Source organism: Nonomuraea sp. NPDC049750 (assembly GCF_040659625.1).
Taxonomy (GTDB): Bacteria; Actinomycetota; Actinomycetes; order Streptosporangiales; family Streptosporangiaceae; genus Nonomuraea.
Window position 1 is genome coordinate 1 of record NZ_JBFANB010000029.1, and the last position, 25,557, is coordinate 25,557.

Sequence of the window (25,557 nt, forward strand, 5' to 3'; positions counted from 1 at the left end):
CGACAGCCGGGCACTCACGCTGACCACAGCCGGGCAATCGACCTCAAGCCGAATCCCTCAACCGACCAGCTCAAGGTCGAGAAAGATCGAGGCTAAAGAGCTACGACGCCCCTCGCTCACCTACCCGAGCCTCCGGCCGAGGGAATCGGAACAACCCGTGCAACCTCCCCAAAGCCTCGAGATCCCCAAAAGCCCTCGCGGCTCCACTCTTGATCGCATCGCCAAGCGTCCCCTGCCCAGCCCCCATGTCCACCAGAACATCGTCATCCATCTCAATAACGACATCCGGCCGCTGAGCGGGCCCATGCATCGTTTCGATCGTCCCGTCGTCGACCCGAGCGTGAAAGACCTCATCGGAAACCCGGAACTCGTACACCGCCCGCAACCCCACCGCCGCCTCCGGCTCGAAGCCGACCCGCAACGCCAGCACCGCCCACCCAGCCTGGAACGCCTCCCCTTCCTTGCGCTCCCCCATCGCCCACTTCATGCCCCATCGCGCCAGAGCCAGCACCGCGGGCCCCAACTCCTCACCGGCTTCGGTCAGGGCATAAGCAGGGGTACGCGCCGGCGCAGGTAGCACGATCTTGCGTACCAGCCCCTCACGCTCGAGATGCTTCATCCGAGCCGCCAGCAGGCCGGTGCCCAGCCCGCGAAGGCTGTGCTGCAGATCTCCGAACCGCTTCGGCCCGGTCAGCAACTCGCGCACGAGCAGCAGCGTCCAGCGCTCGCCAACGATGTCCAAGGTCCGGGCAGTGGCACAGAACTGGTTGTACGATCGCTGATCCACTTCAACATTCTAAGCTTCGGGCTTCCTGTTTCTGAACTTCGTAGTCAGAGGGCTTCCGCCCAGTCTGACTCTGGGCTCTGGCATGCGGAGCCAGACTGCTTCTTCGGCCTGAGCGGCCGGTGCCGGACTGGCGCTTCGGGCTGAGCAGCGGCGGTCGGGAGACGACGAAGACGACCCCCGCCCCCTGCCGACCTGCTCCATACGAACTAGCGAAACACGTGGCCATGGCCATATCCGGCCGACTTTTCCCGAGCACTACGTCGACCCTGAATTGCCGAATACCGAAATTGCTGCGAGGCTCAGAGTGGGCCCGGTGCGAGCGCCGATCGTGTAAAGCTGGGAAGAATTACACTGGTGCGTTGAATCCCTGACATGAGCCCCTGACCTGCGAATTTGATTGTCCTAGTAGCTCTGGACAATGTCCGGACGACTTTACATGTCAGATCGCTTGCCGGAGCCGGGCAGTGGCGGTCAGGGTGATGCCGTTCCCAGTTCCGGGGTTCGTTATCGGCGCCATTGACAGGCGTGCGGATATTCCGCTGAATCGCTGTACGCGGTTGATCGGAGACTCCCGAGTCGGAAAGTGCAGAGGATTTCTTTGAAAGGAGATCCGATGATCGGACGAAAAGGGATTACAGGAGCGGCTCTCGTCGTCGGGCTGACTGCCGGGCTTATGGCGGGGTCGTCAGCGTCGGCGCAGGCGGGGCAGGGGGTCACCGGTGTCTCGGACAGCTCTGCCGTCCTGGCAGCACCAGGCTGGTCGGCCAAGTCGTACCTGGGGATCAGCTACCACGACCGTTGCAAGGGCTGGCAGCGGATAAAGACCCCGTACAGGAGCGGCGCTTACATCACGACCAGCAGGCAGGTCCACTGCGAGAAGGGCGAGTGGGGCCGCCGGGCCGTGGTCAAGACGAGCCTCCAGCAGTATCGCGGACTCGGTTTCTGGCGGACGAAGGCCACCTCGGAGGTGAAGAAGGGAAGGGACGCGTTCACCGTGACGACGACACCTTCGTGGAAGTGCTCCGGCGGTAGCCAGCTCTACCGGAACCAGACGAAGGTGCATCTCTACTCCCTCCTGCGTGGCAGCGAAGTGGCCACCCTGTACAAGCGGTCGCAGGAGCGTCGGATCCGGTGTTGATCCCGGGCTGGGACGGGGACGTAGCTCGGCCGGACTTCCGCCCTTGGCGCTCGCGAGAGCGCCAAGGGCGTCTTCTTCCGAAGGAGTGAGCAGCGGATGGGATCGCGTGAGAGACGGCATGTCCCGGCGTGGCGCGTGATCGTCGGCGGGGTCGTGCCGGCCGTCCTGGCATTCGTGCTGTGGGCGACGGTCTCGGTGGCGGAGGAGAAACCGTACGAGGACGTCAAAAGGCAGTACATCGCCGCCGTAGACGCGGTGTGTGAGGAAGCGTCCCGACAGTCGGATCTCCGCGAGGAGCCACCTGCGAACCTGCGCGAGGAGGTGGACGAACTGCGCCGCGCTTCGGAGTCGATGACCAGCACCATCGCCGCGATAGAAGCGATCACGCCGCCCGGCGGTGACGTCCCGCGGGTGCGGGCGAGGTTCTTCGTGCCCGCCAGGGCGCTGGCCGCGAGCCTGCGCGAACTCAGCGGAAGCGCGCAGACGGCGATGCGCGCGGGCAGGAAGGGCGAGGCGAAGAAGGCGGTGGAACAGTCCCTGGAACCGGACGAGAACGAGAAGGCGCTGCGATCCTTCGCGGCGGAGTACGGCTTCCGGGCATGCGCGGGTGAATGACCGCGGCGCCCCCGAGTAGACCGCAGAATTCCGGACTTATTCGGACAATTCAGGTAATCTCATTTGCTCTCAGGTGTCACAGGCCATGCCAGAGTCGTCGGCACGGCCGGATGACGGCGCCGGACAGGGCAGGTGAAGATGCCGGAATTACCAGGGACATCAGGCTCGCAGGGGGACGAGCCTGGCCCGCTGCGGACAGGCATGGGATCGCGACCTGGGCGAAAGCCGGTCCGGCTGGACCCGGCCGCGGGCCCGGTGGCGGCTCTCGCGTATCGGCTGTGGGAGCTCAAGGCGGAGGCGGGGGACCCGTCCTACGCGGAGATGTCGACCCGCATGGGCGCGGCGGCCTCGAAGTCCTCGCTGGCGGCCGCCGCCCGGGGGCAGGTGCTCCCGACCTGGGAGACGACGTGGGAGTTCGTCCGGGTCCTCGCGGTCGACCGGCTGAAGCAGGACGCCGCGGAGGCCAGGCGCGAGTGGCGAGCTCACTGGGAGCGGGCCGCGAGCGCCGCACTCAGCGAGATCACCGAGGACCGTACGGGTCACGACCAGACCTACGCTGGGCAGGCGGAGCACCTCGAACGCCGAGCCCGGCCTCTCCTTGCCAGAAGGCTGGCCATGATCGCAGCGGTCGCGACCGCCGGTGCCGCCCTCTTCACCTGGCTCGCCCCATTCTCCGGAAAGAACAAGCCCACCACGTCGGCCACCCCGGCTCAAGCTGCCTCCTCCTACGACGATTCCGCCTTCGAGCAGGACGTCACCCATCCGGATGGCACGGTGGTGAAGACGGGGGCGGAGTTCACGAAGATCTGGCGAATCAGGAACACCGGCACCATCCCGTGGCGGGGACGCTATCTCACCCGGCTGAACGACACCCCCTGCCGCGCCCCCAAACGGGTCGAGATCCGCGTGGTCCAGCCGGGCGAGCCCGTCGACATCGCGGTACGCGTCCGCGCATCGGACTCCCCCGGCAGATGCAAGATCTACTGGAAGATGACCGACGAGACCGGGACTCAGCTGCTGTCCGCCAAGAAGCCGATCTTCCTGGACGTGGTCGTCGGCTGATCAGCTCTCGAAGCACGTCTTGGCCGGGTCGAAGGCCCCCTGTCATGGCCTCGGCCGCACGCCACCGTGCGGGTGGGGTGGCTCAAATGCCCCACGGCTTTGCCCCTCCGGGTGATGAGGGTGCTCAAGGGCGAGCGGCGTGGTCGAGTACGTCGTGGGTCAGGGCGACGCTCACACCGGCACGAGCCCTCAGAAGTACGGCAGTGACAGCACCCGGATCGGTGAGCAGCACATCATGTGGCCCGTCCAGCGCGACGGTTCGATAGCCGACCGCCTCGGCGAACCTGTCGAAGGCGAAGGTCTGCGGCCGGCAGTAGACCCCTGTCCCAGGGATCCGCTCGACGGCCCCGGTCAGGCGAGTGCCTTCGGTGAAGGTACGCAGCGGCTGCGGACGCAACCGCTCCTGAAGCCACGCGGCGTCAGCCGGATCGGTGATGCCGAAGAGCGTCGGCGCGGGAGCGGGCACCTGCCAGCCATCGGCCGAAGCCTGAACGAACTTCACGAACCCTTCGGGAGCAAGGCTGAGCAGGCTGTCCCCGTCCGTCCCGGCCCAGCCCTCCACCATGATCACATGGTCAACGCGTTCGGGACGGAGGTCGGCTGCCTGCCGTACCACCAAGCCCCCGTAACTGTGCCCGACCAGCACAACACCGCCACCAGAGCAGACATCGACCACGTGACGGCCCTCGGCCCCGGCCCCAGCACCGCCCTCAGCCCCGGCCTCCGTCTCTGCCCTGGCTCCGGCCCCCTTGGTCTCGACACCCTTGGTCTCGACGCCGGTCTCGGCTTCGAGACCGTCGATCGCGGCGACAACCTGTGCCACATGATCATGAAGACCCACGTCACGGCCATACACGAGGTCAGGAACGACAGTGCGCGCTCCTACGCGTTCGAGCAAGGGAACGACGCGATCCCACGCCCAGGGACCATGCCAAGCACCGGAAACCAGAACAAAGGTGGTCATGGACGGATCTCCACGCGAAGCCGCTGCAACACCCGGCCGGCGAACTCCTCCAACGCCGCGCGATGGTCATCAACGGCGAACCGGATCACCACGTGCCGCACCCCAGCCGAGGTGTACGCGTTCAGCCAATCGACCGCATCGGCCGCAGATCCGGCGAACGTCGCCTGAATGGACTCGATGAACTCGAGCGGCGCGTTGTAGTAGCGCTCAATGCTGGTCCGCAGACGGCCTCGCGCCCGCTCAGGGTCATCATCGAGACAGACCGTCGCGTACAACGCAGGCGTAATCACGCGCGCTCCCTCGCCCGGCACAGAGCCACCCAGGAGCGACGCGTCCCCCGCCACGCGAGCGCCGAGAGTTGCCGCATCGCCATGCATAGGCGCAGAACCGCGCAACCGTGCAGCCTCGCCGGACGCAGGACCGGGCAGATGTGCCGCCTCCCCGGCCCCATGACCGCCCAGATGTGCCACCTCACCAGACCCACGACCGCCCAGACGAGCCACCTCCTGGACCACGCCCCATTCATGGGCGTACGTCTCACTTGTCGGCGGATACGGCAACCACCCATCGGCCAGTCGCCCCACGCGTCGCAGCCCTGACGCGCCACTGCCCGCCAGCCAGATCGGCGGCCCCCCGACCTGCGCGGGCTTGGGTTCCAGCACCACATCTTGGAAGTCGAAATGCGCGCCCTGGTACGACACCGCCCCGCCGCCGGCCCACAGTCGCCGCATCACGTCGATCGACTCTTCGGTACGGCTGACCCGGCGCTTGAACGCGATACCGAGCGCGTCGAACTGTGCCTCGGTGTTCGGATGCGGGAATCCGGCGCCCATCCCGGCAATGAGGCGCCCGTCGGCGATCCGGTCCAGCGTGGCGAGTTGGTGGGCCAGCAGGATCGGATGACGCAAGGCGGGCAGGAGCACGGCCGTGCCGAGCGTCACCCGTTCCGTCATAGCGGCCACCGCGGACAGGAGCATCAGCGGATCCGCGCGGTGACGGGTCACCGGACTGTCGCCCGCCCAGACGGAGTCGAAGCCTAGTTCCTCGGCCAGTCGCGCCTGCTCGACCAGCGCGGACGGCTCCCGATCCCCCAGCACGACCCAGTCACGTGTCGGCAGCAGATAGCCGACCTGAGGCCTCGTCATAGTTCCTCCAGCGAAGTGATCACGGTGGGATCTTAAAGCATTGACTTCCTGTTTTTGAAGTCTAAGATTCACTTTCGAGAAGGCGACGATAAGGACTCCGACATGACGAAACCGCTCTATACCGCGCAGGCACAGGTGACCGGTGGCCGGGCACACGGGCACGGGCGTTCCAGCGACGGGATGCTGGATGTGAACCTGCGCCAGCCGAAAGAACTGGGTGGCGATGGTGATGGGACAAACCCGGAGCAGCTGTTCGCGGTCGGCTATGCCGCCTGCTTCTCCGCCGTCCTGACGATGCTCGGGCAACGGCAGGGATTGGAGGCTGGAGACGCGGCGGTGGACTCCAAGGTCATGCTGATCCCGAACGCCAACGGCACGTTCAAGCTCGGGGTCGAGTTGGACGTGACGCTGCCCTCGATCGAGGACCCGGCGCAGGCCGCCGATCTGGTGCGCACCGCACACCAGGTGTGCCCGTACTCCAACGCCACACGCGGCAACATCGACGTCGCGCTGTCAGTGAACGGCTCCACACTGTGAAGTGAACACCCGCCACGAGTCCAACGTGCCAGCTCAACGCCAGGGTCGCCGAGCAACGAACTCTGGGCTGCCCTGGGTTGGTTGTAGGCTCTGGTGATTTTGCCGGCGAGTAGCAGCAGCGTTTGCTGGCAGTTTCGGACAGGTTGCGGGCTGGACGGGGCCGGGATGTCGGTGCGAAATAGCAGCACCACGGGGAGCGTGGGCTTCTGGACGCCCGCCCCGTCCTGGCCCCGTCGCTCCGGATCAATGCGACCAGACGCAATGCAACTCCGAGTGATCGAGAGCAGGCGTGAACAGCGGCGCCAGGTGACCGCCCGCACCTCCCAGCCACGCCAGGTCGCGTGCCAGGTGAACGTGACGCGCACCTGACAGGGTCGAGCACAGACAGCCGACCGGGCCGCACACCCCACCTCGCACGTCCAGAACCTGGCAATATCCGCAGGATGGAAGATCCCATCGCTCGGACCACCGCCACGTACGACCGCATCGCCCCCGTCTTCGCATCCCGCTCCGAGAACCCCGACGCCGCGTTCCGCGCCTTTCGAGCGCGCTTCGCCGCCGCGCTGCCCGCCGGAGGACGCGTCGCCGACCTGGGATGCGGCCCGGGAAGGGACGCGGCCTGGTTCCGAGAGCAGGGGCTCTCCCCGGTAGGAGTGGACCGCTCGGCCGCCATGGCCGCACTGGCCGCCGACCGCGGCGTTCCCGTGGCTCTGGGCGACCTGCGCCACCCACCGCTGACTCCCGGCTCGCTGGCCGGATTGTGGTCGGTCGCGGCTCTCCTGCACGTACCGGCCGCCGAGACCGTCTCCACGCTGCGCGCCTGGCATGCGGCCCTGCGCCCCGGGGGCGTGCTCGGGCTGAGCACCTCGACCGGCGACGGCGAGGTCTGGGAGCCGGTCCCGCACGACAAAGGGCTCCAGCGCTGGTTCGTACACCGCAAGCCGCGAACGCTGCTCGCGGTCCTCGCCGAGATCGGCTTCGAGGTACGCGAGCACGCCGAGAACGCCACCCACCGCACGTGGCTCAGCGTGCTCGCGATCCGCCGCGAGGTTCGGACCACCCGGGCCTGACAGGGTCTCGCCTGACGCACGGCTCGATCTTTCGGCGGCTGTCGATGTACCGTGTCGTCGACGCTGGGACGGGGTGAGCGGGATGCATGCGGAAGAACGTATCGAGCGGGCCAGGGTGTCATACGAACGCGCTGTCTACGCCGGTGAGACCGCTGGGCTGGCCGGAGCGGAGCGGGAGCTGGACAAGGTCGAGGCTGATCTTGCCTTGGCTCGGGGCCGGATCCTGCACGCGCGGTTTCTCGAAGACCGGCAGGAGGTCACGCATGAGTTGGCCTTGTTCGAGCGTGCGACGCAGCTGTATCGAATGCTCGGCGATCTTCCCGGCCTGGCCGAGTCGCTGTTCTGGGTGGGCTGTTTTCACCAGGTTGTACGGGGTGACACCCCTACGGCCATTCCGCTGTTCGAGCAGTCGTACGAATTGGCGACGCAGGCCGGAGATCGGTTCACCCAGTCCGAGGTGCTTCGGCATCTTGGGATCGCGGAGCATTCTGCCGGTCGGTTGGAGGCCGCGCGGGAGCGGCTGGAGGAATCGATACGGCTGCGCCGTGAGATAGGGCTGTTGGCTGGAGTCGCGGCCAATCAGGTCGGACTGATCTACATCGCTGCCGCGGAAAACCGCAATAGCGACGCGCTGGCGCTGGCGGACGAGGCGTACGCCACCGCGGCGGACTGCGGCGCCGAACGCATCATGCGCCAGGTCGAGGAAGCGCGCACGCAGATCACGATGCCAGCCGCCGATCAGGGCGAGACCCACGCCCAGAGTGGGTCCTGAGCCGCTCAACCTTCGATGGCACAAGATCACGGATCACCAAAGGCGGCGGTCACCGCAGCCGGCGGGCGACCAGCGTGCAGTCACTGCCGTCCGGTCACCACCGTCTGCGGGTCGGCCGCACAGCGGACGCGCCGAACGCCGTGTGATCGTGTGGACGTATCCCGGCGTTCTGGGACGTCCACAGCGGCTCGCGCGGCAGGGCCTAGTGGGACAGCTCCCAGCGAGCCCCGTGCGGCGTGTCCTCCACCGTGATGCCCGCCGCCGTCAACTGGTCCCTGATCGCGTCAGCCGCCTCATAGTCCCTGCGCGCCCGAGCAGCCTTACGCTGCTCCAGCGCCACGGCCACCAGCGCGTCGACCACCGGCTTGAGGTCGGACTTCGCCGAGCGCCACTGCGCCGAGCGCGGATCGAGGCCCAGCACGTCGAGCATGTTCTGGGTCTCGGCCAGCAGGCGTGCCACCGCTTCCTTGTCGCCCCTGGCCAGCGCCACGTTGCCCTCGCGGACCACCTCGTGCACGACGGCGAGGGCCTGTGGGGTGCCCAGGTCGTCGTCGAGCGCGTCGCTGAACGCCTGCGGCAGCGGAGCATCGGCGTCGACGTCGTGGATCACTTCGGCGGCCCGGGTCACGAAGCCCTCGATGCGCTGGTAGGCGGCCGCGGCCTCCCGCAGCGCCTCCTCCGAGTAGTCGATCGACGAGCGGTAGTGCGGTGCCGCGAGGTAGTAGCGCAGCTCCACCGGGCGTACTTTCTGCACCATCTCCGGGATCAGCAGCGAGTTGCCGAGCGACTTGCTCATCTTCTCGGCGCCGATCTTGACCAGGCCGTTGTGCATCCAGTAGTGGGAGAAGTCGTCCCCGGCCGCCTGGGACTGGGCGAGCTCGTTTTCGTGGTGCGGGAAGATCAGGTCGAGGCCGCCGCCGTGGATGTCGAACGCCGGCCCGAGATATTTGGTCGCCATCGCCGAGCACTCCAGGTGCCAGCCGGGGCGGCCGAGGCCCCAGGGGGTCGGCCAGGTCGGCTCGCCGGGCTTGGCGCCCTTCCAGAGGGCGAAGTCGCGCGGGTCGCGCTTGCACGACTCGTCGTCGGTGTCGGCCGCCGCACGCATGTTGGCCAGCTTCTGGTTGGACAGCTTGCCGTAGCGGTCCTCGTAGGAGACGACGTCGAAGTAGACGTCGCCGCCCGACGCGTAGGCGTGGCCGCGGTCGATGAGCCGCTGCATCAGGACGATCATCTCGGGCACGTGACCGGTCGCGCGGGGCTCGACGGTCGGGGGCAGGCAGCCGAGAGTGTCGTACGCCCAAGTGAAGGCGCGCTGGTTGCGCTCGGCGACCGTGAACCAGGGGACGCTCTCTTCGGCGGCCACCCGGATGATCTTGTCGTCGATGTCCGTGACGTTGCGGCAGAACGTCACGTCATAGCCGGAACGCATGAGCCAGCGGCGCAGCACGTCGAAGTTGACGCCCGAGCGGATGTGCCCGACGTGCGGGGGAGCCTGCACGGTCGCCCCACACAGGTAGATCGACGCCCGGCCGGCTTCGACCGGAACGAATTCGCGGATGGCACGTGCGCTGGTGTCGTAGATGTGCAGGCTCACGAATGAAAGGCTAACGCCTAAGCCAACGTCGCAGGTCCTTTAATCACGCACGCATGATGACCTTCTCTGGACTTATGCGGACAATTAGCCGCTCGACTCCTGGCTTGTCCTCCCAGGGCTTACCGGTGTACTTCAGCGAGAGCTCCTGGATGAGGTCGCCCGCGGGGTCCTCCTCCATGCTCACGCGACCACGGACCTCGGCGTAGCGGTAGGGGTTCGCCGGGTCGATGACGAGCAGGCTGGCCCGGGGGTCGCGCTCGAAGTTGCGCGGCTTGCGCCGCCCCTTGGCGGTGGAGAAGAGGACGTCGTCGCCGTCCGTACGCACCCACACGACCGTCGACTGAGGTCCGCCGTCGGGATTGATGCTGGTCACCGTCGCGTAATTGGGCCCGTCGAACAGCTCGCGCACGTCCCCTGAGAGCTCGGTCATGTATCTCCCTTGATCGGTCCTGCCCCCCATTCTTCTGTAGGCTCGAACCGCCATGGACGTGACTCCCCCTTCTACGCTCCGACGCCTGGGCATCGCCCTCGCCGGTCTCGCGGTGGCCGGCCTGACGGCAGTCGCCTGCGTGCTCTCCTTCGACGACCTGCGGGCGCTGGCCATCCGCGGCGAATCCCGACCCGACCTCGCCTTCCTCTATCCGGCCGGCTTCGACGCGCTTCTGGTCGTCGCGCTGATCGGCGTCCTCCTGCTGCGCTCGGCCCGCCTGCTGGTACGCGCCCAGGCGGCGCTCGTGCTGGTCCTGCTCATCGTGGCCGCCGCCGCGTCGAACGCCGCGACGGCGCTCCAGGTCCAGCTCGACGTACGGCCTCTCGCGGTGGGGGTGGCGGTCGCCCCATGGATCATGCTGGCGATCGCCCTCTGGCTGTGGTTGCTGCTCATCAAGCACGTCCAGGCCCGCAGGACGTCCACAGACGACGATGACGACGCTACGGCGGAGCAGGACATCGTGCCCTTCCACCGGAACCGCACCGCCGAGGACCCACCGCCGCTGACCAAGCCGCTGCACCACCCCGTGCTGGAGACCACCCCGGTCATCGGTCCCACGCCCGCCCCGGAAACCCCGCCCATCTCCGCCCGCGTGACCCACTGGCCCACCGCCCCCGCACAGGCTCCGGACGCCGGACCGACAGATCTGCCGCTACGCAGCCCGGAACCGACCACCGAGTGGCCCCGCCAGCCGGAGAGGGCTCAAGAGCCGGCCCCCAGACTCGAGTGGGCCCACCGGTCAGAGCGCGCCCCGGAGTCAGAGTCGGAGGCGGGCCGCCGCATCCACTCGGACGGACGGACGGAGCCAGACGGACGTGGTGAACCAGGCGGACACGCCGAGCTAGATGTACGCGATGAGCCCGGCGGACGCACCGAGCGAGGTACGGGCGCTGAGCCGGGCTTCCACACTGAGCCCGACGAAGGGCCCCAAAACACGGCACCGGCCCCGCCTGTCCTGGCACCCGAGCCGTCCCCAGAGCCCGAGCCAACCTCACCGCCTGAGCCAACCCCGGCTCCGAAGCCCGTGCCGACCTCCGAGCCCGAGCCAGCCTCTGAGTCGAGCGCCGAGCCACAGCCGGCCCCGGAGGCGAGCAACGAGCAGAAGCGTCCGGTGCGTTGGGGTGATCGGGTCAAGCCGACCGACGTCCTCGTCCACCCCCGCACCCCCACTGTCACCGACCGGGACACCGACACCCAACCGGTCCGGGTCTTCAGCGACATCCCAGCCGCACCGCCCCGCGCCAGAGCTGCCAAAGCCGCCGATGTCGCCGACCCCGCCGATGTCGCCGATGTCGCCGAACAGACCGAGGCCAGAGCCGGAGTCGCCGAACAGGCCGAAGCGGGGCACAACCCCGACCCCGACCACGGCCCGGAAGTCGCCGACCCCGCCGAGTCCGCCACCGCCCGTACCCGCACACTGCAGGACCGCGCCCTTGAGGACACCGCCCCTCACCCGGTCGTAGAAGACGACGCCCCCTCGGGCCGGCTCCGCAGCACCCCCCTTCCGCCCGAGGACTGAGCAGACCCACCAGAAGACCTGCCCAGCGCGGCAGAAGCGCAGCAAAAGACCCGCCCGGTGTAAGTACCGGGCGGGTCTTCGCGTACCGTTCCGCGCCGAAGGGGGTTCGGCACAGTCGCGGAACTGCCTAAGCCATCGTCTAGACGCTCTTGCCACTGCCCCGCCGCAGCCCTGCCACGAGCCCGACACCCACAATGGCCAGAACGACCTGCATGACGAGTTCGATCCAGTCGATGCCATTGGTGGTGGCGACGCCGAGCACCTGCGCGATGAGCGTGCCCACAAGGGCGGCGACGATACCGACGACGATGGTGAGGATCCACCCGATGGCCTGCCTGCCGGGAAGCAGCAGACGACCGAGGGCGCCGATCACGGCGCCGATCACGATGGCGCCAAGGATGGACTGGATTGTCATGACCAAACCTCCCAGTGAGAGTGAGCCGTTCACTCTCGAGGGAGATCAGTACCCGGCCACGCGCGAATATGCGTAGGTGCTGGGAAACGCCAGGTCAGATCGGCGTTCCTCCGGTACGACCGGTTTTTCCGGCGCTCACCCTGGCGACGATGAGGACCCCGATGACGGCCAGAGCGAGCTGGATGATGTGCTCCAGCCAGTCGATGCCCCGGGTGTCGGCCCAGCCGAACGCCTGAGCGATGAGCGTGCCGAGCAGAGCCGCCACGATGCCGACGATCAACGTCAGACCGATGGACATGTTCTGCTTACCGGGCACTATCAACCGGGCCAGTGCTCCGACAATGGCGCCGATGACGACTGCGGAAACAATCGCGCCGATCATGTGTAGCTCCCCCCGAAGACGTTCCACATGTCTTCAGAAGGACTTACCCGACATATCGGGAAAGTACCCTCGGGAAGGCGGCGATCCGTACCGCGCCAGTAACGGACCGCCGCCCCCGTTCGCTCGGCGGGCCGGAGGCAGCGCCCGCCGGGATACCCTCAACGGATCCCGTAAGAAGACGCCGCAGTGCCGGTAAAGGTTGACGAACCGCCTTAGACGACGACCAGAGCTAAAGCGACCAGAGCTAAAGCGACCAGAACTAAGCGACAACGAGCGCCGTCGCGATGGCCGCGACCCCTTCGCCCCGCCCGGTCAGCCCCAGCCCGTCCGTAGTGGTCGCGCTGAGGCTCACAGGCGCCCCCAGAGCGGCGCTGAGCGCCTTCTCGGCCTCTGTACGCCGAGGCGCGAGCTTGGGCCGGTTACCGATGATCTGGACCGCGACATTACCGATCTCGAAGCCCGCAGAACGTACCTGGCGCGCGGTCTCCTCCAGCAGCGTGACACCCGAGGCGCCCGCCCAGCGCGGGTCGGCGGTGCCGAACAGGCCACCGAGATCGCCGAGCCCGGCGGCGGACAGCAGCGCGTCGCAGGCCGCGTGCGCGGCGGCGTCGCCGTCGGAGTGGCCCGCGAGCCCGATCTCGCCCGGCCAGTGCAGGCCGGCGAGATGCAGGTCTCGCCCTGAAACGAACGGGTGGACGTCGACTCCGACGCCCACCCGTGGAAGCTTCGTGTTCAGGAGTTGAGAACCTCGTCGAGCAAGGCCTCCGCCTTGTCCTCATTGGTCTTCTCGGCGAGGGCCAGCTCACTCACCAAGATCTGACGGGCCTTGGCGAGCATACGCTTCTCACCGGCGGACAGGCCGCGCTCGCGGTCCCTCCGCCACAGGTCCCGGACCACCTCGGCGACCTTGTTGACATCGCCGGACGCGAGCTTCTCCAGATTGGCCTTATAGCGCCGGGACCAGTTGGTCGGTTCCTCGGTGTGCGGCATCCGAAGAACATCGAAAACCCGCTCTAGGCCTTCCTGGCCGACAACATCGCGCACGCCGACGAGTTCTGCGTTTTCTGCTGGCACCTGGACGGTAAGGTCGCCCTTGTCGACCTTGAGCACCAGGTAGGTCTTTTCCTCACCCTTGATGGATCGCTTCGTGATTGCTTCGATCCGAGCAGCCCCATGGTGGGGGTAGACGACAGTGTCGCCGACCTGGAAAGTCATGTGACAAGTACCCCTTCCGCTGTACTCCAGAGTACCACGCATCCACAGGCTCCCGGAACAGTGAAATCATCATAACTGCAGGTCAAAGCGGCATATTGGGGGTTGACAAGGCGTCAAGTCTATGAATCGCATATGCGCGCATAGCTAATGACCTGCAGGGGTGCGGATATGACCATGGATTCGGGTGGATATGGTGGGCGCTGCCCAACATGCATGTGCAAGACCCTAGGAGAACCCGCTCGTGACCCGCCGTCGCTGGATTGTCGCCGCTGCCGCGTTCCTGGCCGCCCCCGTGCTCGCCGGCTGTTCAGCTGGATTCGACGCAGACACCAACAAGCCGTACGCCCCCAATGAGGCCGGAGTCCTCTTCGATCAGGCCAAGAACTACGGCACGCATGGCATCCAGATCCCCCAGGCGTTCATCCTCGGCCCCGACTCCGGCGCACAGCTCGTCTACGGCGGCTCCGCCCCGGTCTACCTGAACATCCTCAACACCAACGGCGCCCCTGACACGCTCACGGCGGTCAACGCCGGCACCATGGCCACCGCGAAGGTGACCACGCCGATCCAGCTGCCGAGCAACCAGCTCGTCAACACCGGCAAGCCGAGCCCGCAGATCATGCTGGAGGGCATCTCCAAGGGCCTCAGGGGTGGCGAGAGCATCCGCCTGGACCTCCAGTTCGCCAACGCCGGGGTCGTGTCCATGAACGTCCCCGTGGTCACGCGCAGCCGCGAGTTCAAGGACTACCCGCCGGCGCCCAACGCGACCGCCGCGCCGACGCCTACGCCCTCGGCCACCGCCGCGGCCGAGGGGGAGCACTGACCCCATGAGAAAGCCCCGGTCCGGCACGAGAGATACGTGCCGAACCGGGGCTTGACTCTGTCAGCTCTCCAGCGCGTCGAAGTCAGCTCTCCAGCGCGTCGAACTTGTAGCCCAGCCCGCGCACGGTCAGAATGCAGCGCGGGTTGGACGGGTCTGATTCGATCTTGGCGCGCAGCCGCTTGACGTGAACGTCGAGCGTCTTGGTGTCTCCCACATAGTCGGCGCCCCACACCCGGTCGATGAGCTGCCCCCGGGTGAGCACCCGCCCGGCGTTGCGCAGCAGCACCTCCAGGAGCTCGAACTCCTTCAGCGGCAGCTGCACCTGGTCACCGCGTACGGCCACCACATGCCTGTCGACGTCCATGCGCACGGGACCCACCGCCAGCACCGCGGACTCCAGCTCCTCCACCGCGTCGCCCTGGCGGCGCAGTACGGCGCGGATGCGGGCGACGAGCTCGCGCGAGGAGAACGGCTTGGTGACGTAGTCGTCGGCGCCCAGCTCCAGGCCCACGACCTTGTCGATCTCGCTGTCCTTGGCGGTCAGCATGATGACCGGCACCTTGGAGCGCTGCCGCAGCGAGCGGCATACCTCGGTGCCCGGCAGTCCGGGCAGCATCAGGTCGAGCAGCACCAGGTCGGCGCCGCTCCGGTCGAACGTGTCGAGCGCCTCCGGCCCGGTCGCCGCGACGGAGACCTCGAAGCCTTCTTTGCGGAGCATGTACGACAAGGCATCGGAGAACGACTCTTCGTCCTCGACCACGAGAACTCGGGTCATTTTGCGGCCTCCAGGGTGTTCGGGGGTGGTACGACCACCGCGGTGCCGCCGAATGCGGGCAGCCGCAGCGTGAATGTGGAGCCGGAGCCTTCCTTGCTCCAGACGGAGACCTCGCCGGCGTGCGCCGCGGCGACGTGCTTGACGATCGCGAGGCCGAGGCCGGTGCCGCCGGTCGCCCGGGACCTGGCCGCGTCGACGCGGAAGAAGCGTTCGAAGATGCGCTCCAGCGACTCTTCCGGAATGCCGATGCCCTGGTCGCTGACGCTGATCTCGACGGAGTCGCCGGCCGGTCTGACGCTGACGACGACCCGGGTGTGTTCGGGGCTGTAGGCGACGGCGTTGTCGATGAGGTTGCGCAGGGCGGTGACGAGCAGTTCGTCGTCTCCCCAGATGCGCAGACCCTCCGTGCCGCCGGTGACGAGCGTGATGTCCTTGGCGATGGCTCTGGTGTTGCAGTGGTCTATGGCGTCGTGGACGGATTCGTCGATCGAGACCTGGCCGGGGGTGGGGATGGGCTCGGCGCCCTGGATCCGGCTCAACGTGATCAGGTCCTGCACGAGATAGTTGAGCCGGGCGGCCTCGTGCTGCATGCGCCCGGCGAACCTGGTGACGGCCTCGGGATCGTCCGCGGCGTCCTGGATGGTCTCGGCGAGCAGGCTCAGCGCGCCGACGGGGGTCTTGAGCTCGTGGCTGACGTTCGCCACGAAGTCGCGGCGGACGGCCTCGACCCTGCGCCGCTCGGTCTGGTCCTCGGCGAGCACCAGCACCTGGCCGTGCGAGCCGAGCGGGGCCACCCGGACCGCGAAGTTCGTGATCTCCTGGCCGAACTTGTGCCCGGCGACGTCGATCTCGCTCTCGCGGATCTCGCCGTCCCGGCGTACCTGCCTGGCCAGGGCGAGAAGCTCGGCGGCCATCAGCCGGTCGCCCTTGACCAGCCCGAACGCGCGGGCGGCCGAGCTGGCCCGCAGCACGCGATCGTGCGCGTCGAGCACGACGGCGGACGAGGGCAGCACGGCGAGCACCGAGGCGACACCCTGCGGCAAGGCGCCGGCCTCCTGGTCGCCGGCCGTCGCGGCCCTGTTCGAGGACTCGATCTGGTTGCGGTAGAACAGGACCGCCAGCGCTCCCACGACGAACCCCGCCAGGGCCGTCAAGCTCATGGCCATCTCACTCATGCTTTCGATGGTAGGTGGCCTTCTTCAAGCGACAGCCCTTCCACCTGCGGATGAACGGCTCTTTCCAGGAAAGTTCATCTCGCGGTAGGAGTTCGTTCATCAAGAGCGACGTACGGTGACGACATGCGCGACGCGTACCATGAAGAACTCGATTCCCTGACCGACAAGCTGGTCGAGATGACCAGACTGGTCCGCTCGGCCATTTCCAGAGCCACCACGGCCCTGCTCGACTCCGACCTCCAGCTCGCGGAGAGCGTGATCTCCAGAGACGCGGAGGTGAACGCGACGTTCGAGCAGCTCGAGGCGTCCATCTTCGAGCTGATGGCCAGGCAGCAGCCGGTGGCCGTGGACCTGCGGATGGTCATCACGGCCCTGCGGATGGGCACGGACCTGGAGCGCATGGGCGACCTGGCGGTGCACGTGGCCAAGATCGCGCGGCTGCGCCACCCCGAGACGGCCATCCCGGCGGAGGTACGGCCCACGATCGTGCAGATGGGTCAGATCGCCGAGACCCTGGTCACGAAGGCCGGCGGCTGCATCGCCTCGCACGACGTGGAGTCGGCGCTGGAGCTGGAGGCCGACGACGACGCCATGGACAAGCTGCACCGGCGGCTGTTCAGGAACATCCTGGCCAAGGACTGGCCCCACGGTGTGGAGCCGGCGATCGACATCACGCTGATCGGCCGTTACTACGAGCGTTACGCCGACCACGCGGTCAATGTGGCCGGTGACGTCGTCTACCTGGTGACGGGCTCCCGCCCGACGGCCACCTGACCCGAGCTGATGAGCCGATGGCGGCGGGGCGCGCGATGCGCCCCGCCGTCGGTGTTCAGCGGCCCTGGTTGGCGACCGCCTCGATCGCCGCCTTGGCGGCCTCCGGGTCGAGGTATTCGCCGCCGCGCTGGAGCGGCTTGAACTCGGCGTCCAGCTCGTAGCGCAGCGGGATGCCCGTGGGGATGTTGAGCCCGGCGATCTCCTCGTCGGGGATGCCGTCGAGGTGCTTGACCAGCGCCCGCAGCGAGTTGCCGTGCGCCGCCACCAGCACGGTGCGCCCGGCCGCGAGATCCGGGACGATCTCGTCGTACCAGTAGGGCAGCATGCGGTCGACGACGTCCTTGAGGCACTCGGTGCGCGGCATGAGCTCGGGCGGCAGCAGGGCGTAGCGCGGGTCGCCCGCCTGGGAGTATTCGTCGCCGTCGGCGATCGGGGGCGGCGGGACGTCGAAGGAGCGCCGCCAGAGCATGAACTGCTCGTCGCCGAACTCCTCGCGGGTCTGCGCCTTGTTCTTGCCCTGGAGGGCGCCGTAGTGGCGCTCGTTGAGCCGCCACGAGCGCTTGACGGGCAGCCAGAGCAGGTCGGCCTCGCCGAGGGCGAGCTGAGCCGTCTGGATGGCCCTGGTCATCAGGCTGGTGTGCACCACATCGGGCCGGACCCCGGCCTCCACCAGGAGCTTGCCGCCCCGGCGGGCCTCGTCCTCGCCCTTGGCCGAGAGGCTCACGTCCACCCACCCGGTGAACAGGCCTTTCGCGTTCCAGTCACTCTCGCCGTGCCGTAGCAGCACCAAAGTCGCCATGCGGGCAATCCTATGGCGAGCGTCAGTCGCCGGTCCGCGCCGGACCCGGGAAGCCCTCGGGCCCGCCGGACCCGGTCAGCTGTCGGTCCGCGCCGGATCCGCGAAGCGGGCGAACGCCTGGAGGTTGGCCAGCGACTCACCGCGTTTGGCGCGCCATGCCCACTCGCGCCTGATCGACGAGGCGAAGCCGAGCTCCAGGGCTCGGTCGAACCAGTCGTCGGAATAGGTCAGCACGCAGCCGAGCAACCGGTCGATCTCCTCTTCCGTGATCGCCGTGAGCGGCACCCGGCCGACGAGGTAGACGTCGCCGACGCTGTCGACGGAGAAGTGGACCCCATACATGCCGCCGTTCTTGGCGAGCAGCCATTTGTAGAACTCGGTGTGGTTCTCGTCGGGCTGGCGGCAGAAGAACGCCTCGACGTGCAGCGCTTGATCGCCGATGATCAACCACGTCATCGTGGCGAGTTTGTGCTGCCCGGGCAGCTTCACCAGGAACGCCCCCGGCCGCGGCTCGTCAAAGGAGACGTCCGCGGCCTTGAGCGCGGTTTCTACGACTTCGCGCATGTCGTACAGCCTACGGAACAGGCGGCCTATGAGATGACGGCGACCGGCAGCCGGTGCAGGTCGGCGACAGCGTCCGCGTAGACCTCCATCAGCCGCGACGACGTGGCCTGCCAGCCGAACGCCGCCGCGTGCTCACGGGCGCCGATCGACAGGCCGTCACGCCAGGCCGGCGCGGTGACGAAGCGGCGTAGCGCGCGTGCCCACTCGTGCGAGTCGTGGCCGTCCACGAGCACGCCCGACACGCCATCCTGTACGGCCGTGCGCAGCCCGCCCACGGCGGCCGCGGCGACGGGGGTTCCGCATGCCTGTGACTCCAGGGCGACCAGGCCGAACGACTCGCTGTAGGACGGCACGACGGTCACGTCGGCCGCGCGGTACCAGTCGGCCAGCTCGTGCTGCGGCGCGGGCGGCACGAGCCGGACGACGTCGGAGATGCCCAGCTCGGCGGCGAGCTCGGCGAGGAGGGACGGCCTGGCCAGGCCGTTGCCCGACGGTCCGCCTACGCACGCGACGACCAGGCGCTCGCGCAGCGAGGGGTCGTCGATGAGCATCCGCGAGGCGGCGCGCAGCAGCACGTCGGGCGCCTTCAGCGGCTGGATCCGGCCCACGAAGAGCAGGACGTGCGCGTTCTGCGGCAGGCCGAGGCGGCGCCGGGAGGCTCCTTGTGAAGCTGGCTGGAAGACCGTGAGGTTGACACCCGGGTTCACGACCGCGACGCGTTCCTCCTGCGCCCCGTACAGCTCCATGAGCTCGCCGGCCTCGTCGGCGGTGTTGGCCACCAGCCGGTCGGCGATCTCCACGACCTGCTGTTCGCCCACCACCCGGGCCTGCGGCTCGGGCTGGTCGTTCTGGGCCAGCAGCAGGTTCTTCACTTTGGCCATGGTGTGCATGGTGTGCACCAGGGGCACGCCCCAGCGCTCCTTGGCCAGCCAACCGACCTGGCCGGACAGCCAGTAGTGCGAGTGGATGACGTCATAGCGGCCGGGGTCGTACATCGCCTCGGTCCGCAGCACGCCGGACAGGAACGCGCAGAGCTGGCCGGGCAGGTCGGCCCTGGTCAGCTCCTCGTACGGTCCGGCGGTCAGGTGGCGGACCATGACACCGGGGGCGAGGTCGGCTACCGGTGGCAGGTCACGTCCAGTGGCCCGGGTGAAGATCTCCACCTCGACGCCGGACTCGGCCAGTCGCTTCGCCGATTCGACGATGTACACGTTCATCCCACCGGCGTCGCCCGTGCCGGGCTGTTCCAGGGGAGACGTGTGCATGCTGATGGTCGCGACCCGGTTGACCCGTCGTCGCCTCACCCGACACCACCTCCAAACGCAGTACAACTATGCAGAACATCCCGACATTCCCGACAAGCGGGGTGTCATGGGCAGTGCTGGCAAGATGTGTGGCATGAAGAAGACGGCTGTGGTGACGGGCGCGAGCAGCGGGATCGGTGAGGCGACGGCGCGGCGGCTGGCCGCCGAGGGCTACGACGTGGTGGCGGGCGCGCGACGTCAGGACCGGCTGGACAAGTTGGCCGCCGAGGTGCCCGGGATCCGCCCCGTGTCCCTGGACGTGACCTCTCAGGAGTCGGTGGACGCGCTGGCGGCCTCGCTCGACCGGTGCGACGTGCTGGTCAACAACGCCGGTGGCGCGCTCGGCATGGAGCCGGTGGCCGAGGGGCGGCTCGACGACTGGCAGCGGATGTACGACACCAACGTCCTCGGGTCACTGCGGATGACGCAGGCCCTGATGCCCATGCTCGTCGAGTCGGGCGACGGGGTGCTGGTGATGCTCACCTCGACCGCGGCGCTGGTGGCGTACGAGGGCGGGGGCGGCTACGTGGCCGCCAAGCAGGCCCAGCGGTCGATGGCCGAGACACTCAGACTGGAGCTGGTCGGGCAGCCCGTACGCGTCGTGGAGATCGCGCCGGGCATGGTCCAGAGCGAGGGCTTCGCGGTGACCCGCTTCCGCGGCGACGAGGCGGCGGCCGCCCGCGTCTACCAGGGCGTGCCGGATCCGCTGAGCTCCGACGACGTGGCCGACGCGATCGTGTGGTGCGTCACCAGGCCCGCGCACGTCAACATCGACCGCCTGGTCATGCGCCCGCGCGCCCAGGCCGCCCAGCACCGGGTGCACCGCGTCGGTGGCTAGGCCGGTCGGTTCGATCACCCGGGGCACGACCGGGCACAACCGGCTGCGGCGCGCCGACCGGTGGATCGCCGCCGCGCACGGCCGTCTGCTGCGCGGCGCCGTCCGGCCGCTGGCCGTGGACCTCGGTTACGGCGCCTCCCACACCACCACGCTGGAGCTGTTCACCCGCCTGCGGCGGATCAGCCCGGACATCGAGGTGGTGGGCATCGAGATCGACCCCGCGCGGGTCGCCCTGGCCAAGCCGTACGAGCGCGCCGGGCTGAGCTTCGCCCTGGGCGGCTTCGAGCTGCCGGTCTCGCGTCCCCCGCTGCTGATCCGGGCCTTCAACGTCCTCAGGCAGTACGGCGAGGCGGACGCCTGGCGCTACTGGGAGGCGCTGCGCGGCCGGTTGGCCCCCGGCGGCGTCCTGGTGGAGGGCACCTGCTCGGAGAGCGGCCATCGGGCGATCTGGGCCGGTCTGGATCGGGACGGCCCGCGCACGCTCACCCTCTCGGCCAGGTTCGACGCCTTCGACCGCCCTTCGGACCTGGCCGACCGCCTGCCCAAGACCCTCATCCACCGCAACGTCCCCGGTGAGCGCATCCATGCGTTCCTGAGCGACTTCGACCGTGCCTGGGCGAGAACCGCCCCGTACGGCGCCCATGGCCGCCGACAACGCTGGCTGGCCGCCGTGGACCTGCTGGCGAACTCCTGGCCCATCCACCGGCATCCGCCGCTCGGCGGCACGGCCAGATGGCGCCTCGGCGAACTGACCCTCCCCTGGGACTCCGTGGCGCCGCTCTGAAAGCCCTCCCGCCCTGAAAGCCCCCCGCTCTGAAAAGCCCTCCCAAAGAGGCGCGCGCTCTAAAGAGCCGCGGAGAACACCGCGTAAGCGACCGCGTCGAACAGGACGAACCGCACTTCGTCCACAGCTGTGGAAACCTCCCGCACAGTGCGCAGCGCGATGCTGGCGCCGTCGTCCAGCGGCCACCCATAGATGCCGGTCGAGATCGCGGGAAAGGCCACCGACCGGGCCCCCAGCGAGTCGGCCACCCGGAGCGACTCGCGGTAACACGAGGCCAGGACTTTGGAACGGTCATCGCTCCGCGAATAGACCGGCCCGACGGTGTGGATCACCCAGCGGGCGTCGAGCCGCCCGGCGGTCGTGGCCACGGCCTGCCCCGCCGACAGTCCCCTGCCGTAGTGGGACGCCCGCAGCGCCCGGCATTCGGCGAGAATCTCCGGCCCACCCCGCCGGTGGATCGCGCCGTCGACCCCGCCCCCGCCCATCAGCGACGAGTTGGCGGCGTTGACGATCGCGTCAACCATCTGTGCGGTGATGTCCCCCTGTACGAGCGTGACGTCCATCTCACCAGCATCCCGGATATCTGCTCGACGCTTTGTAGTACTACGCTGAAGAGTGTGAAGGGTCTTGGCGAGCTCGAACGCAGCATCATGGACATCATCTGGGCGGGAAGCAGTCCGCTGACGGCCCGTGAGGTCGGCAGGCTCATAGCCGACCGCGATCTGGCCCCGACCACCGTCATGACCGTCCTCGACCGTCTGACCCGCAAGGGGTTCCTCCAGCGGACCCGCGACGGCCGCGCCTGGCGCTACGAGCAGGCGGCGAGCCGCGACGCGTACATCGCTGAGCTTATGCTGGAAGCTCTGGACCTGACGGGCGACCGCTCGGCCGCCCTCACCCGCTTCGCCCAGGCCGTGTCCGGCTCGGAGGCGGAGATCCTGCGCAGGGCTCTCACGGAGCTGGAGCTGGAGGAAGAGTGACCACGGCAGCGACGCTGGCAGCGCTCGCCCTCGCGTGCGGGCTCGGCTCCTGGCGTCTCACGACTGCCCGCTGGACGTCTCGTGCCCCTCGGATCGCCATCATCCTCTGGCAGTCCCTGGGCGTGGCCTGGGGCCTGGCCACGACCGGCGCCATGCTGGCGTACGCCGTGCAGCCCTCGGGGTTGGGCATCCTGCCGGGCATGGCGGCCTTCCTGAGCGGCGAGCGCCCGCGCGGAACCTGGGATCCGCTGCACATGACGGCGATGATCGCCGGGCTGACCTCACTGACCGTTCTCATCGTGGTGCTGATCACCGCCGGCGTGCAGGCGCTGCAGGCGCGCAGGCGGCACCGCGTGCTGCTCGCCCTGATCGCTCGCGACGACCCGGGCGTGCCCGGCGTGCGGGTGCTCGACCATCCGAGCGCGGCGGCCTACTGCGTGCCGGGGCTGCGCTCGCAGGTGGTGGTCAGCGAGGGGGCGCTCAAGCTGCTGTCGCACGACGAGCTCACGGCCGTGCTCGCGCACGAGGCCGCGCACGTACGGGAGCGGCACGACCTGGTGCTGCTGCCGTTCGCCGCCCTGCGCCGGGCCCTGCCCTGGTCCAAGGTGGTCTGCGAGGCGCAGGCGCAGGTCGAGCTGCTCATCGAGATGGCCGCCGACGACCGCGCGCGCCGCTACTGCTCGCCGCGCAGGCTGGCCACCGCCCTGCTCAGGTTCGGTACGGCCGGCGCCATGCCGACCCCGCAGGGGATGCTCGGCGTACGCGCCCAGAACGTCATGGCCCGGGTGGATCGCCTGATCAAGCCGGGTCCCGCGCTGCCCACCACGATGCGCTTCAGCATCCTCGCCCTGTCCGTCACGTTGGTCACCGCCACCCCCTTCCTCTGGACCATCCAGTTTTAACGCTTGCTGGCGTTAGCTTTGCGTTTGCAATTGCAAGCACTCTGGGGCACACTAGAGGCATGGCACTACCGAAGGTCGGCTCGATCGGCGAATACATCCGCGAGCAGCGGCAGCAGGCGAAGATCTCGCTGCGCCAGCTCGCGGCGGCAGCAGGGGTGTCCAACCCCTACCTCAGCCAGATCGAGCGCGGTCTGCGTAAGCCGAGCGCGGAGATTCTCAACCAGATCGCCAAGGGTCTGCACATTTCATCGCAAGCGCTCTATGTGCAGGCGGGCCTGATCGAGGATCGCGAGCCGCCGAGTGATGTCATCACCGCGATTCGCGCCGACGCGAACCTGAGCGGGCGGCAACGCCAGGTGCTCATCGATATCTACGAGTCGTTTCGCAAGGAGAAGCGCGCCGAAGACGAGCAGACCTCCCAGAACGCTCATCTCCGGCACGACTCCGAATCGGACGACGAGCCGCTGCCTGAGGAATATCTCGCCGCGCTTGAGCCTTTCGCGGCGTCCACCGGCAATGGCACCGCCAACCAGGAAACCAAGGAAGGTTAACCCATGACGCTGGCCACTGAGGTCAAGAAGCTCACCGACTCCAAGCCTTTCTACGCCGTGGCGGGTGCGGGCGACTATGCCGTGGAGAAGCTGCGGGAGCTGCCCGAGCAGCTGCTGAAGCTGCAGTCCCGGCGCGCCGAGCTCGCCAAGGACCTGCCCGTGAAGGCCCGCACCTACGCCGACAAGGCCGAGGGCTTCGCCAGGGAGTTCCCCGAGAAGGCGCGCACCTACGCCGACCAGCTGACCGTGCTGGCCACCGAGGTCTACGAGGACTTCGCCACCCGCGGGCGCAAGGTCGTCAGCAAGACGACCGGCGAGGCCGCGCTGGAGCTGGAGGAGGTGTCGGAGGCCGCCGAGCCCGCCGTCGCCACTCCCGTCAAGAAGCCCCGCACCACCAAGGCCAGCACGCCCAAGGCCTGACACCACGCCGAAAGCCCGCCTCCGCACGGAGGTGGGCTTTCCGCTTCGGGGGTGCCCGTTTGTCGGGAGCGCCTACTAGGCTGGGGCCGTTTCATCGCGAGCGTTGGGCGGGACACACATGGAAATTGTCAACGGCGGCTTGAATCTTCTCTTCCTGCTGCTCGCGGTCGGCATCTTCGGCATGTCGATCTATGCGCTGGTGCACGCGGCGCGGGTGCCGGCCAACGCGTTCGTGTCGGCCGGCAAGCTGCAGAAAAACCTCTGGCTGATCATCCTGATCCTGGCCACGCTGTTCTCCGCCGCGGGCGCGTGGTCCTACTTCCAGGCCTTCATGTTCCTTGGGGGCAGCGAGTTCCTCGGGATCGGGCTGGGGTTCTTCTCGATCATCGCCGTCATCGCGGCGACGATCTACGTCGTCGACGTCAAGCCCGCCGTCAAGGGCATGGGCGGGCGCGGTGGCAACAACGGCCCCTACGGACCTTGGTGATCCTTCCCGGGTAGGCGGCCGATGGCGTCGGCCAGCCATTGGGCCAGGTGGAGGTGGCCCTCGGCGGTCGGATGGATGCCGTCGGGGAGCAGCTGGCCGGGCGGGGTGCCGGTGATCCGCTGCTCGGCGAGCGGGTCCAGGAAGGGGACAGCCTCCTGCTGGGCCAGGCCCGACAGCGCGTCACGCAGCCGATATGCCTTGCGTGGGGTGTCGTGCAGCCAGATGGGGCCGATCATGAGGATCCGGGTTCTCGGCCAGTGGGTCCGCGCCTCCGAGATGAGGCTGGCCGCCGCTCGCCGTACGTTCGTCGGCGACCAAGGGCTGTCGTTGTGGCCGCCTGAGATGATCAGCATGTCGGGCGCGGGGCGCCAGGCCAGCTCGGCCTCGAACGACTCCTGGAACGTACGCCCGACGCGGCCCTGGTTGAGATAGCCGGTGCCGCCCGCGCCCGCGATGACCGGCTGCCAGCCGAGCAGGCGGGCCGACTCGGTGGCGTACGTCCGCCAGAGCGGCACCGGGCCGGAACCGACCGTGAAGCTGTCGCCGACGAACATCACGACGGGTGCGGCCGGCCCGCTCCGCGGCAGAGGCGACTCAGAATGAAGCTGCGCCGGGCTCGGCCAAGGTTCACCAGCCCCACCGCCGCATCCCGATATTGCACAACAAATCCCCAATA

32 protein-coding genes are annotated in these 25,557 nt (G+C 68.3%); 16 read left to right on the plus strand and 16 right to left on the minus strand.

Annotated elements, in window-relative coordinates:
• Positions 1–100: 100 nt before the first annotated feature.
• Positions 101–787 (minus strand): winged helix-turn-helix transcriptional regulator, encoded by a 687-nt coding sequence (locus AB0J16_RS45885; protein WP_358551985.1) that lies wholly within the window; start codon positions 785–787, stop codon positions 101–103.
• A 613-nt stretch (positions 788–1,400) separates the two neighbouring features.
• On the opposite strand from AB0J16_RS45885, the gene AB0J16_RS45890 reads away from it, so the two are divergent.
• From AB0J16_RS45890 to AB0J16_RS45900, 3 genes are all read left to right on the plus strand, one after another.
• Positions 1,401–1,925, plus strand: a complete 525-nt coding sequence (locus AB0J16_RS45890; RefSeq protein WP_358551987.1) for a hypothetical protein — start codon at positions 1,401–1,403, stop codon at positions 1,923–1,925.
• Between the two features lie 96 nt (positions 1,926–2,021).
• The gene (locus AB0J16_RS45895; protein WP_358551989.1) at positions 2,022–2,540 is read left to right on the plus strand and encodes a hypothetical protein; all 519 of its coding nucleotides are present in this window, start codon (positions 2,022–2,024) and stop codon (positions 2,538–2,540) included.
• Between the two features lie 201 nt (positions 2,541–2,741).
• The gene (locus AB0J16_RS45900) at positions 2,742–3,602 is read left to right on the plus strand and encodes an NBR1-Ig-like domain-containing protein (protein ID WP_358551991.1); all 861 of its coding nucleotides are present in this window, start codon (positions 2,742–2,744) and stop codon (positions 3,600–3,602) included.
• 124 nt (positions 3,603–3,726) lie between these two features.
• On the opposite strand, the gene AB0J16_RS45905 is transcribed toward AB0J16_RS45900, so the two are convergent.
• Positions 3,727–4,566, minus strand: coding sequence for an alpha/beta fold hydrolase (locus AB0J16_RS45905; protein ID WP_358551993.1), 840 nt, complete (start codon positions 4,564–4,566; stop codon positions 3,727–3,729).
• Positions 4,563–5,783, minus strand: coding sequence for an LLM class flavin-dependent oxidoreductase (locus AB0J16_RS45910; RefSeq protein ID WP_358551995.1), 1,221 nt, complete (start codon positions 5,781–5,783; stop codon positions 4,563–4,565). The genes AB0J16_RS45905 and AB0J16_RS45910 overlap by 4 nt, the downstream gene beginning before the upstream one ends.
• Positions 5,784–5,813: 30 nt before the next feature.
• Here AB0J16_RS45910 and AB0J16_RS45915 point away from each other — a divergent pair, with 30 nt between their 5' ends.
• The 3 genes from AB0J16_RS45915 to AB0J16_RS45925 all read left to right on the plus strand — a co-directional run bounded on the left by AB0J16_RS45915 (position 5,814) and on the right by AB0J16_RS45925 (position 8,090).
• Complete coding sequence (locus AB0J16_RS45915; RefSeq protein WP_358551997.1) at positions 5,814–6,248, plus strand: organic hydroperoxide resistance protein; 435 nt, start codon at positions 5,814–5,816, stop codon at positions 6,246–6,248.
• 443 nt (positions 6,249–6,691) lie between these two features.
• Positions 6,692–7,318: a class I SAM-dependent methyltransferase gene (locus AB0J16_RS45920; RefSeq protein WP_358551999.1), complete on the plus strand. Its 627-nt coding sequence runs from the start codon at positions 6,692–6,694 to the stop codon at positions 7,316–7,318.
• Positions 7,319–7,400: 82 nt separating this feature from the next.
• Positions 7,401–8,090 carry a tetratricopeptide repeat protein gene (locus AB0J16_RS45925; protein WP_358552001.1) on the plus strand — a complete coding sequence of 230 codons (690 nt, stop codon included), beginning with the start codon at positions 7,401–7,403 and terminating at the stop codon, positions 8,088–8,090.
• Positions 8,091–8,292: 202 nt separating this feature from the next.
• On the opposite strand, the gene cysS is transcribed toward AB0J16_RS45925, so the two are convergent.
• Entirely contained in the window at positions 8,293–9,684 is a 1,392-nt protein-coding gene (gene cysS / locus AB0J16_RS45930; protein WP_358552003.1) for a cysteine--tRNA ligase, read from the minus strand.
• 43 nt (positions 9,685–9,727) lie between these two features.
• On the minus strand, positions 9,728–10,114 hold the full coding sequence (locus AB0J16_RS45935; protein WP_358552005.1) for a PPOX class F420-dependent oxidoreductase: 387 nt from the start codon (positions 10,112–10,114) through the stop codon (positions 9,728–9,730).
• A 52-nt stretch (positions 10,115–10,166) separates the two neighbouring features.
• Between AB0J16_RS45935 and AB0J16_RS45940 the strand changes: the two genes are divergently transcribed.
• Entirely contained in the window at positions 10,167–11,693 is a 1,527-nt protein-coding gene (locus AB0J16_RS45940) for a DUF2637 domain-containing protein (RefSeq protein WP_358552007.1), read from the plus strand.
• A 139-nt stretch (positions 11,694–11,832) separates the two neighbouring features.
• On the opposite strand, the gene AB0J16_RS45945 is transcribed toward AB0J16_RS45940, so the two are convergent.
• The 4 genes from AB0J16_RS45945 to AB0J16_RS45960 all read right to left on the minus strand — a co-directional run bounded on the left by AB0J16_RS45945 (position 11,833) and on the right by AB0J16_RS45960 (position 13,705).
• Entirely contained in the window at positions 11,833–12,108 is a 276-nt protein-coding gene (locus tag AB0J16_RS45945) for a GlsB/YeaQ/YmgE family stress response membrane protein (protein ID WP_358552008.1), read from the minus strand.
• A gap of 94 nt (positions 12,109–12,202) precedes the next feature.
• A complete protein-coding gene (locus tag AB0J16_RS45950) occupies positions 12,203–12,490 on the minus strand; it encodes a GlsB/YeaQ/YmgE family stress response membrane protein (RefSeq protein WP_357958053.1) in 288 nt (95 codons plus the stop codon).
• A 259-nt stretch (positions 12,491–12,749) separates the two neighbouring features.
• On the minus strand, positions 12,750–13,205 hold the full coding sequence (ispF, locus tag AB0J16_RS45955) for a 2-C-methyl-D-erythritol 2,4-cyclodiphosphate synthase (RefSeq protein ID WP_358552009.1): 456 nt from the start codon (positions 13,203–13,205) through the stop codon (positions 12,750–12,752).
• A gap of 17 nt (positions 13,206–13,222) precedes the next feature.
• On the minus strand, positions 13,223–13,705 hold the full coding sequence (locus AB0J16_RS45960) for a CarD family transcriptional regulator (protein ID WP_043624891.1): 483 nt from the start codon (positions 13,703–13,705) through the stop codon (positions 13,223–13,225).
• A gap of 241 nt (positions 13,706–13,946) precedes the next feature.
• On the opposite strand from AB0J16_RS45960, the gene AB0J16_RS45965 reads away from it, so the two are divergent.
• The gene (locus AB0J16_RS45965; protein WP_358432093.1) at positions 13,947–14,528 is read left to right on the plus strand and encodes a copper chaperone PCu(A)C; all 582 of its coding nucleotides are present in this window, start codon (positions 13,947–13,949) and stop codon (positions 14,526–14,528) included.
• Positions 14,529–14,610: 82 nt separating this feature from the next.
• On the opposite strand, the gene AB0J16_RS45970 is transcribed toward AB0J16_RS45965, so the two are convergent.
• Together AB0J16_RS45970 and AB0J16_RS45975 are read right to left on the minus strand one after the other, a co-directional pair.
• Entirely contained in the window at positions 14,611–15,303 is a 693-nt protein-coding gene (locus tag AB0J16_RS45970) for a response regulator transcription factor (RefSeq protein ID WP_225294233.1), read from the minus strand.
• Positions 15,300–16,469 (minus strand): ATP-binding protein, encoded by a 1,170-nt coding sequence (locus tag AB0J16_RS45975; RefSeq protein WP_358552226.1) that lies wholly within the window; start codon positions 16,467–16,469, stop codon positions 15,300–15,302. Before AB0J16_RS45975 ends, AB0J16_RS45970 begins: the two co-directional genes overlap by 4 nt.
• Positions 16,470–16,601: 132 nt before the next feature.
• On the opposite strand from AB0J16_RS45975, the gene phoU reads away from it, so the two are divergent.
• Positions 16,602–17,252, plus strand: coding sequence for a phosphate signaling complex protein PhoU (gene phoU / locus AB0J16_RS45980; protein ID WP_358552011.1), 651 nt, complete (start codon positions 16,602–16,604; stop codon positions 17,250–17,252).
• Positions 17,253–17,307: 55 nt separating this feature from the next.
• Here the strand turns inward: phoU and AB0J16_RS45985 are convergent, their stop codons facing one another.
• From AB0J16_RS45985 to mshA, 3 genes are all read right to left on the minus strand, one after another.
• Entirely contained in the window at positions 17,308–18,051 is a 744-nt protein-coding gene (locus AB0J16_RS45985) for a phosphoglyceromutase (protein WP_358552013.1), read from the minus strand.
• Between the two features lie 75 nt (positions 18,052–18,126).
• Positions 18,127–18,615, minus strand: a complete 489-nt coding sequence (locus tag AB0J16_RS45990) for a YbjN domain-containing protein (protein ID WP_225294241.1) — start codon at positions 18,613–18,615, stop codon at positions 18,127–18,129.
• 26 nt (positions 18,616–18,641) lie between these two features.
• Complete coding sequence (mshA, locus tag AB0J16_RS45995; protein ID WP_358552228.1) at positions 18,642–19,880, minus strand: D-inositol-3-phosphate glycosyltransferase; 1,239 nt, start codon at positions 19,878–19,880, stop codon at positions 18,642–18,644.
• Between the two features lie 133 nt (positions 19,881–20,013).
• Here mshA and AB0J16_RS46000 point away from each other — a divergent pair, with 133 nt between their 5' ends.
• Both AB0J16_RS46000 and AB0J16_RS46005 read left to right on the plus strand, forming a co-directional pair.
• Complete coding sequence (locus AB0J16_RS46000; protein ID WP_358552015.1) at positions 20,014–20,757, plus strand: SDR family NAD(P)-dependent oxidoreductase; 744 nt, start codon at positions 20,014–20,016, stop codon at positions 20,755–20,757.
• The gene (locus AB0J16_RS46005) at positions 20,750–21,541 is read left to right on the plus strand and encodes a class I SAM-dependent methyltransferase (protein ID WP_358552016.1); all 792 of its coding nucleotides are present in this window, start codon (positions 20,750–20,752) and stop codon (positions 21,539–21,541) included. The genes AB0J16_RS46000 and AB0J16_RS46005 overlap by 8 nt, the downstream gene beginning before the upstream one ends.
• Before the next feature lie 59 nt (positions 21,542–21,600).
• Here AB0J16_RS46005 and AB0J16_RS46010 read toward each other — a convergent pair whose 3' ends face one another.
• Positions 21,601–22,104, minus strand: coding sequence for an O-acetyl-ADP-ribose deacetylase (locus AB0J16_RS46010; RefSeq protein WP_358552017.1), 504 nt, complete (start codon positions 22,102–22,104; stop codon positions 21,601–21,603).
• Between the two features lie 54 nt (positions 22,105–22,158).
• Between AB0J16_RS46010 and AB0J16_RS46015 the strand changes: the two genes are divergently transcribed.
• From AB0J16_RS46015 to AB0J16_RS46035, 5 genes are all read left to right on the plus strand, one after another.
• Positions 22,159–22,521, plus strand: coding sequence for a BlaI/MecI/CopY family transcriptional regulator (locus AB0J16_RS46015; RefSeq protein WP_225294249.1), 363 nt, complete (start codon positions 22,159–22,161; stop codon positions 22,519–22,521).
• Positions 22,518–23,423, plus strand: a complete 906-nt coding sequence (locus AB0J16_RS46020; RefSeq protein WP_357958074.1) for a M56 family metallopeptidase — start codon at positions 22,518–22,520, stop codon at positions 23,421–23,423. Before AB0J16_RS46015 ends, AB0J16_RS46020 begins: the two co-directional genes overlap by 4 nt.
• A 59-nt stretch (positions 23,424–23,482) precedes the next feature.
• Complete coding sequence (locus AB0J16_RS46025; RefSeq protein WP_358205386.1) at positions 23,483–23,974, plus strand: helix-turn-helix domain-containing protein; 492 nt, start codon at positions 23,483–23,485, stop codon at positions 23,972–23,974.
• Between the two features lie 3 nt (positions 23,975–23,977).
• A complete protein-coding gene (locus tag AB0J16_RS46030) occupies positions 23,978–24,394 on the plus strand; it encodes a hypothetical protein (protein ID WP_358552019.1) in 417 nt (138 codons plus the stop codon).
• Between the two features lie 118 nt (positions 24,395–24,512).
• Entirely contained in the window at positions 24,513–24,881 is a 369-nt protein-coding gene (locus tag AB0J16_RS46035; protein ID WP_358552021.1) for a DUF2516 family protein, read from the plus strand.
• Here AB0J16_RS46035 and AB0J16_RS46040 read toward each other — a convergent pair.
• A complete protein-coding gene (locus tag AB0J16_RS46040; protein ID WP_358552230.1) occupies positions 24,866–25,435 on the minus strand; it encodes an SGNH/GDSL hydrolase family protein in 570 nt (189 codons plus the stop codon). The genes AB0J16_RS46035 and AB0J16_RS46040 overlap by 16 nt on opposite strands.
• Between the last annotated feature and the right edge of the window lie 122 nt (positions 25,436–25,557).

Excerpts from the sequence above, each read along its gene's own strand:
- AB0J16_RS45900 (WP_358551991.1), top strand. The coding sequence starts at position 2,742 with ATGGGATCGCGACCTGGGCGAAAGCCGGTCCGGCTGGACCCGGCCGCG.
- AB0J16_RS45920 (WP_358551999.1), top strand. The coding sequence starts at position 6,692 with ATGGAAGATCCCATCGCTCGGACCACCGCCACGTACGACCGCATCGCC.
- AB0J16_RS45975 (WP_358552226.1), bottom strand. The coding sequence starts at position 16,469 with ATGGCCATGAGCTTGACGGCCCTGGCGGGGTTCGTCGTGGGAGCGCTG.
- AB0J16_RS45915 (WP_358551997.1), top strand. The coding sequence starts at position 5,814 with ATGACGAAACCGCTCTATACCGCGCAGGCACAGGTGACCGGTGGCCGG.
- AB0J16_RS46025 (WP_358205386.1), top strand. The coding sequence starts at position 23,483 with ATGGCACTACCGAAGGTCGGCTCGATCGGCGAATACATCCGCGAGCAG.
- AB0J16_RS45925 (WP_358552001.1), top strand. The coding sequence starts at position 7,401 with ATGCATGCGGAAGAACGTATCGAGCGGGCCAGGGTGTCATACGAACGC.
- AB0J16_RS46040 (WP_358552230.1), bottom strand. The coding sequence starts at position 25,435 with ATGTTCGTCGGCGACAGCTTCACGGTCGGTTCCGGCCCGGTGCCGCTC.
- AB0J16_RS45935 (WP_358552005.1), bottom strand. The coding sequence starts at position 10,114 with ATGACCGAGCTCTCAGGGGACGTGCGCGAGCTGTTCGACGGGCCCAAT.
- AB0J16_RS45895 (WP_358551989.1), top strand. The coding sequence starts at position 2,022 with ATGGGATCGCGTGAGAGACGGCATGTCCCGGCGTGGCGCGTGATCGTC.
- AB0J16_RS45940 (WP_358552007.1), top strand. The coding sequence starts at position 10,167 with ATGGACGTGACTCCCCCTTCTACGCTCCGACGCCTGGGCATCGCCCTC.
- AB0J16_RS45960 (WP_043624891.1), bottom strand. The coding sequence starts at position 13,705 with ATGACTTTCCAGGTCGGCGACACTGTCGTCTACCCCCACCATGGGGCT.
- AB0J16_RS45985 (WP_358552013.1), bottom strand. The coding sequence starts at position 18,051 with ATGGCGACTTTGGTGCTGCTACGGCACGGCGAGAGTGACTGGAACGCG.
- AB0J16_RS45905 (WP_358551993.1), bottom strand. The coding sequence starts at position 4,566 with ATGACCACCTTTGTTCTGGTTTCCGGTGCTTGGCATGGTCCCTGGGCG.
- mshA (WP_358552228.1), bottom strand. The coding sequence starts at position 19,880 with ATGCACACGTCTCCCCTGGAACAGCCCGGCACGGGCGACGCCGGTGGG.
- AB0J16_RS46030 (WP_358552019.1), top strand. The coding sequence starts at position 23,978 with ATGACGCTGGCCACTGAGGTCAAGAAGCTCACCGACTCCAAGCCTTTC.
- AB0J16_RS45890 (WP_358551987.1), top strand. The coding sequence starts at position 1,401 with ATGATCGGACGAAAAGGGATTACAGGAGCGGCTCTCGTCGTCGGGCTG.
- AB0J16_RS45950 (WP_357958053.1), bottom strand. The coding sequence starts at position 12,490 with ATGATCGGCGCGATTGTTTCCGCAGTCGTCATCGGCGCCATTGTCGGA.
- AB0J16_RS46000 (WP_358552015.1), top strand. The coding sequence starts at position 20,014 with ATGAAGAAGACGGCTGTGGTGACGGGCGCGAGCAGCGGGATCGGTGAG.
- AB0J16_RS45945 (WP_358552008.1), bottom strand. The coding sequence starts at position 12,108 with ATGACAATCCAGTCCATCCTTGGCGCCATCGTGATCGGCGCCGTGATC.
- AB0J16_RS45990 (WP_225294241.1), bottom strand. The coding sequence starts at position 18,615 with ATGCGCGAAGTCGTAGAAACCGCGCTCAAGGCCGCGGACGTCTCCTTT.
- AB0J16_RS46010 (WP_358552017.1), bottom strand. The coding sequence starts at position 22,104 with ATGGACGTCACGCTCGTACAGGGGGACATCACCGCACAGATGGTTGAC.
- AB0J16_RS45970 (WP_225294233.1), bottom strand. The coding sequence starts at position 15,303 with ATGACCCGAGTTCTCGTGGTCGAGGACGAAGAGTCGTTCTCCGATGCC.
- phoU (WP_358552011.1), top strand. The coding sequence starts at position 16,602 with ATGCGCGACGCGTACCATGAAGAACTCGATTCCCTGACCGACAAGCTG.
- AB0J16_RS46035 (WP_358552021.1), top strand. The coding sequence starts at position 24,513 with ATGGAAATTGTCAACGGCGGCTTGAATCTTCTCTTCCTGCTGCTCGCG.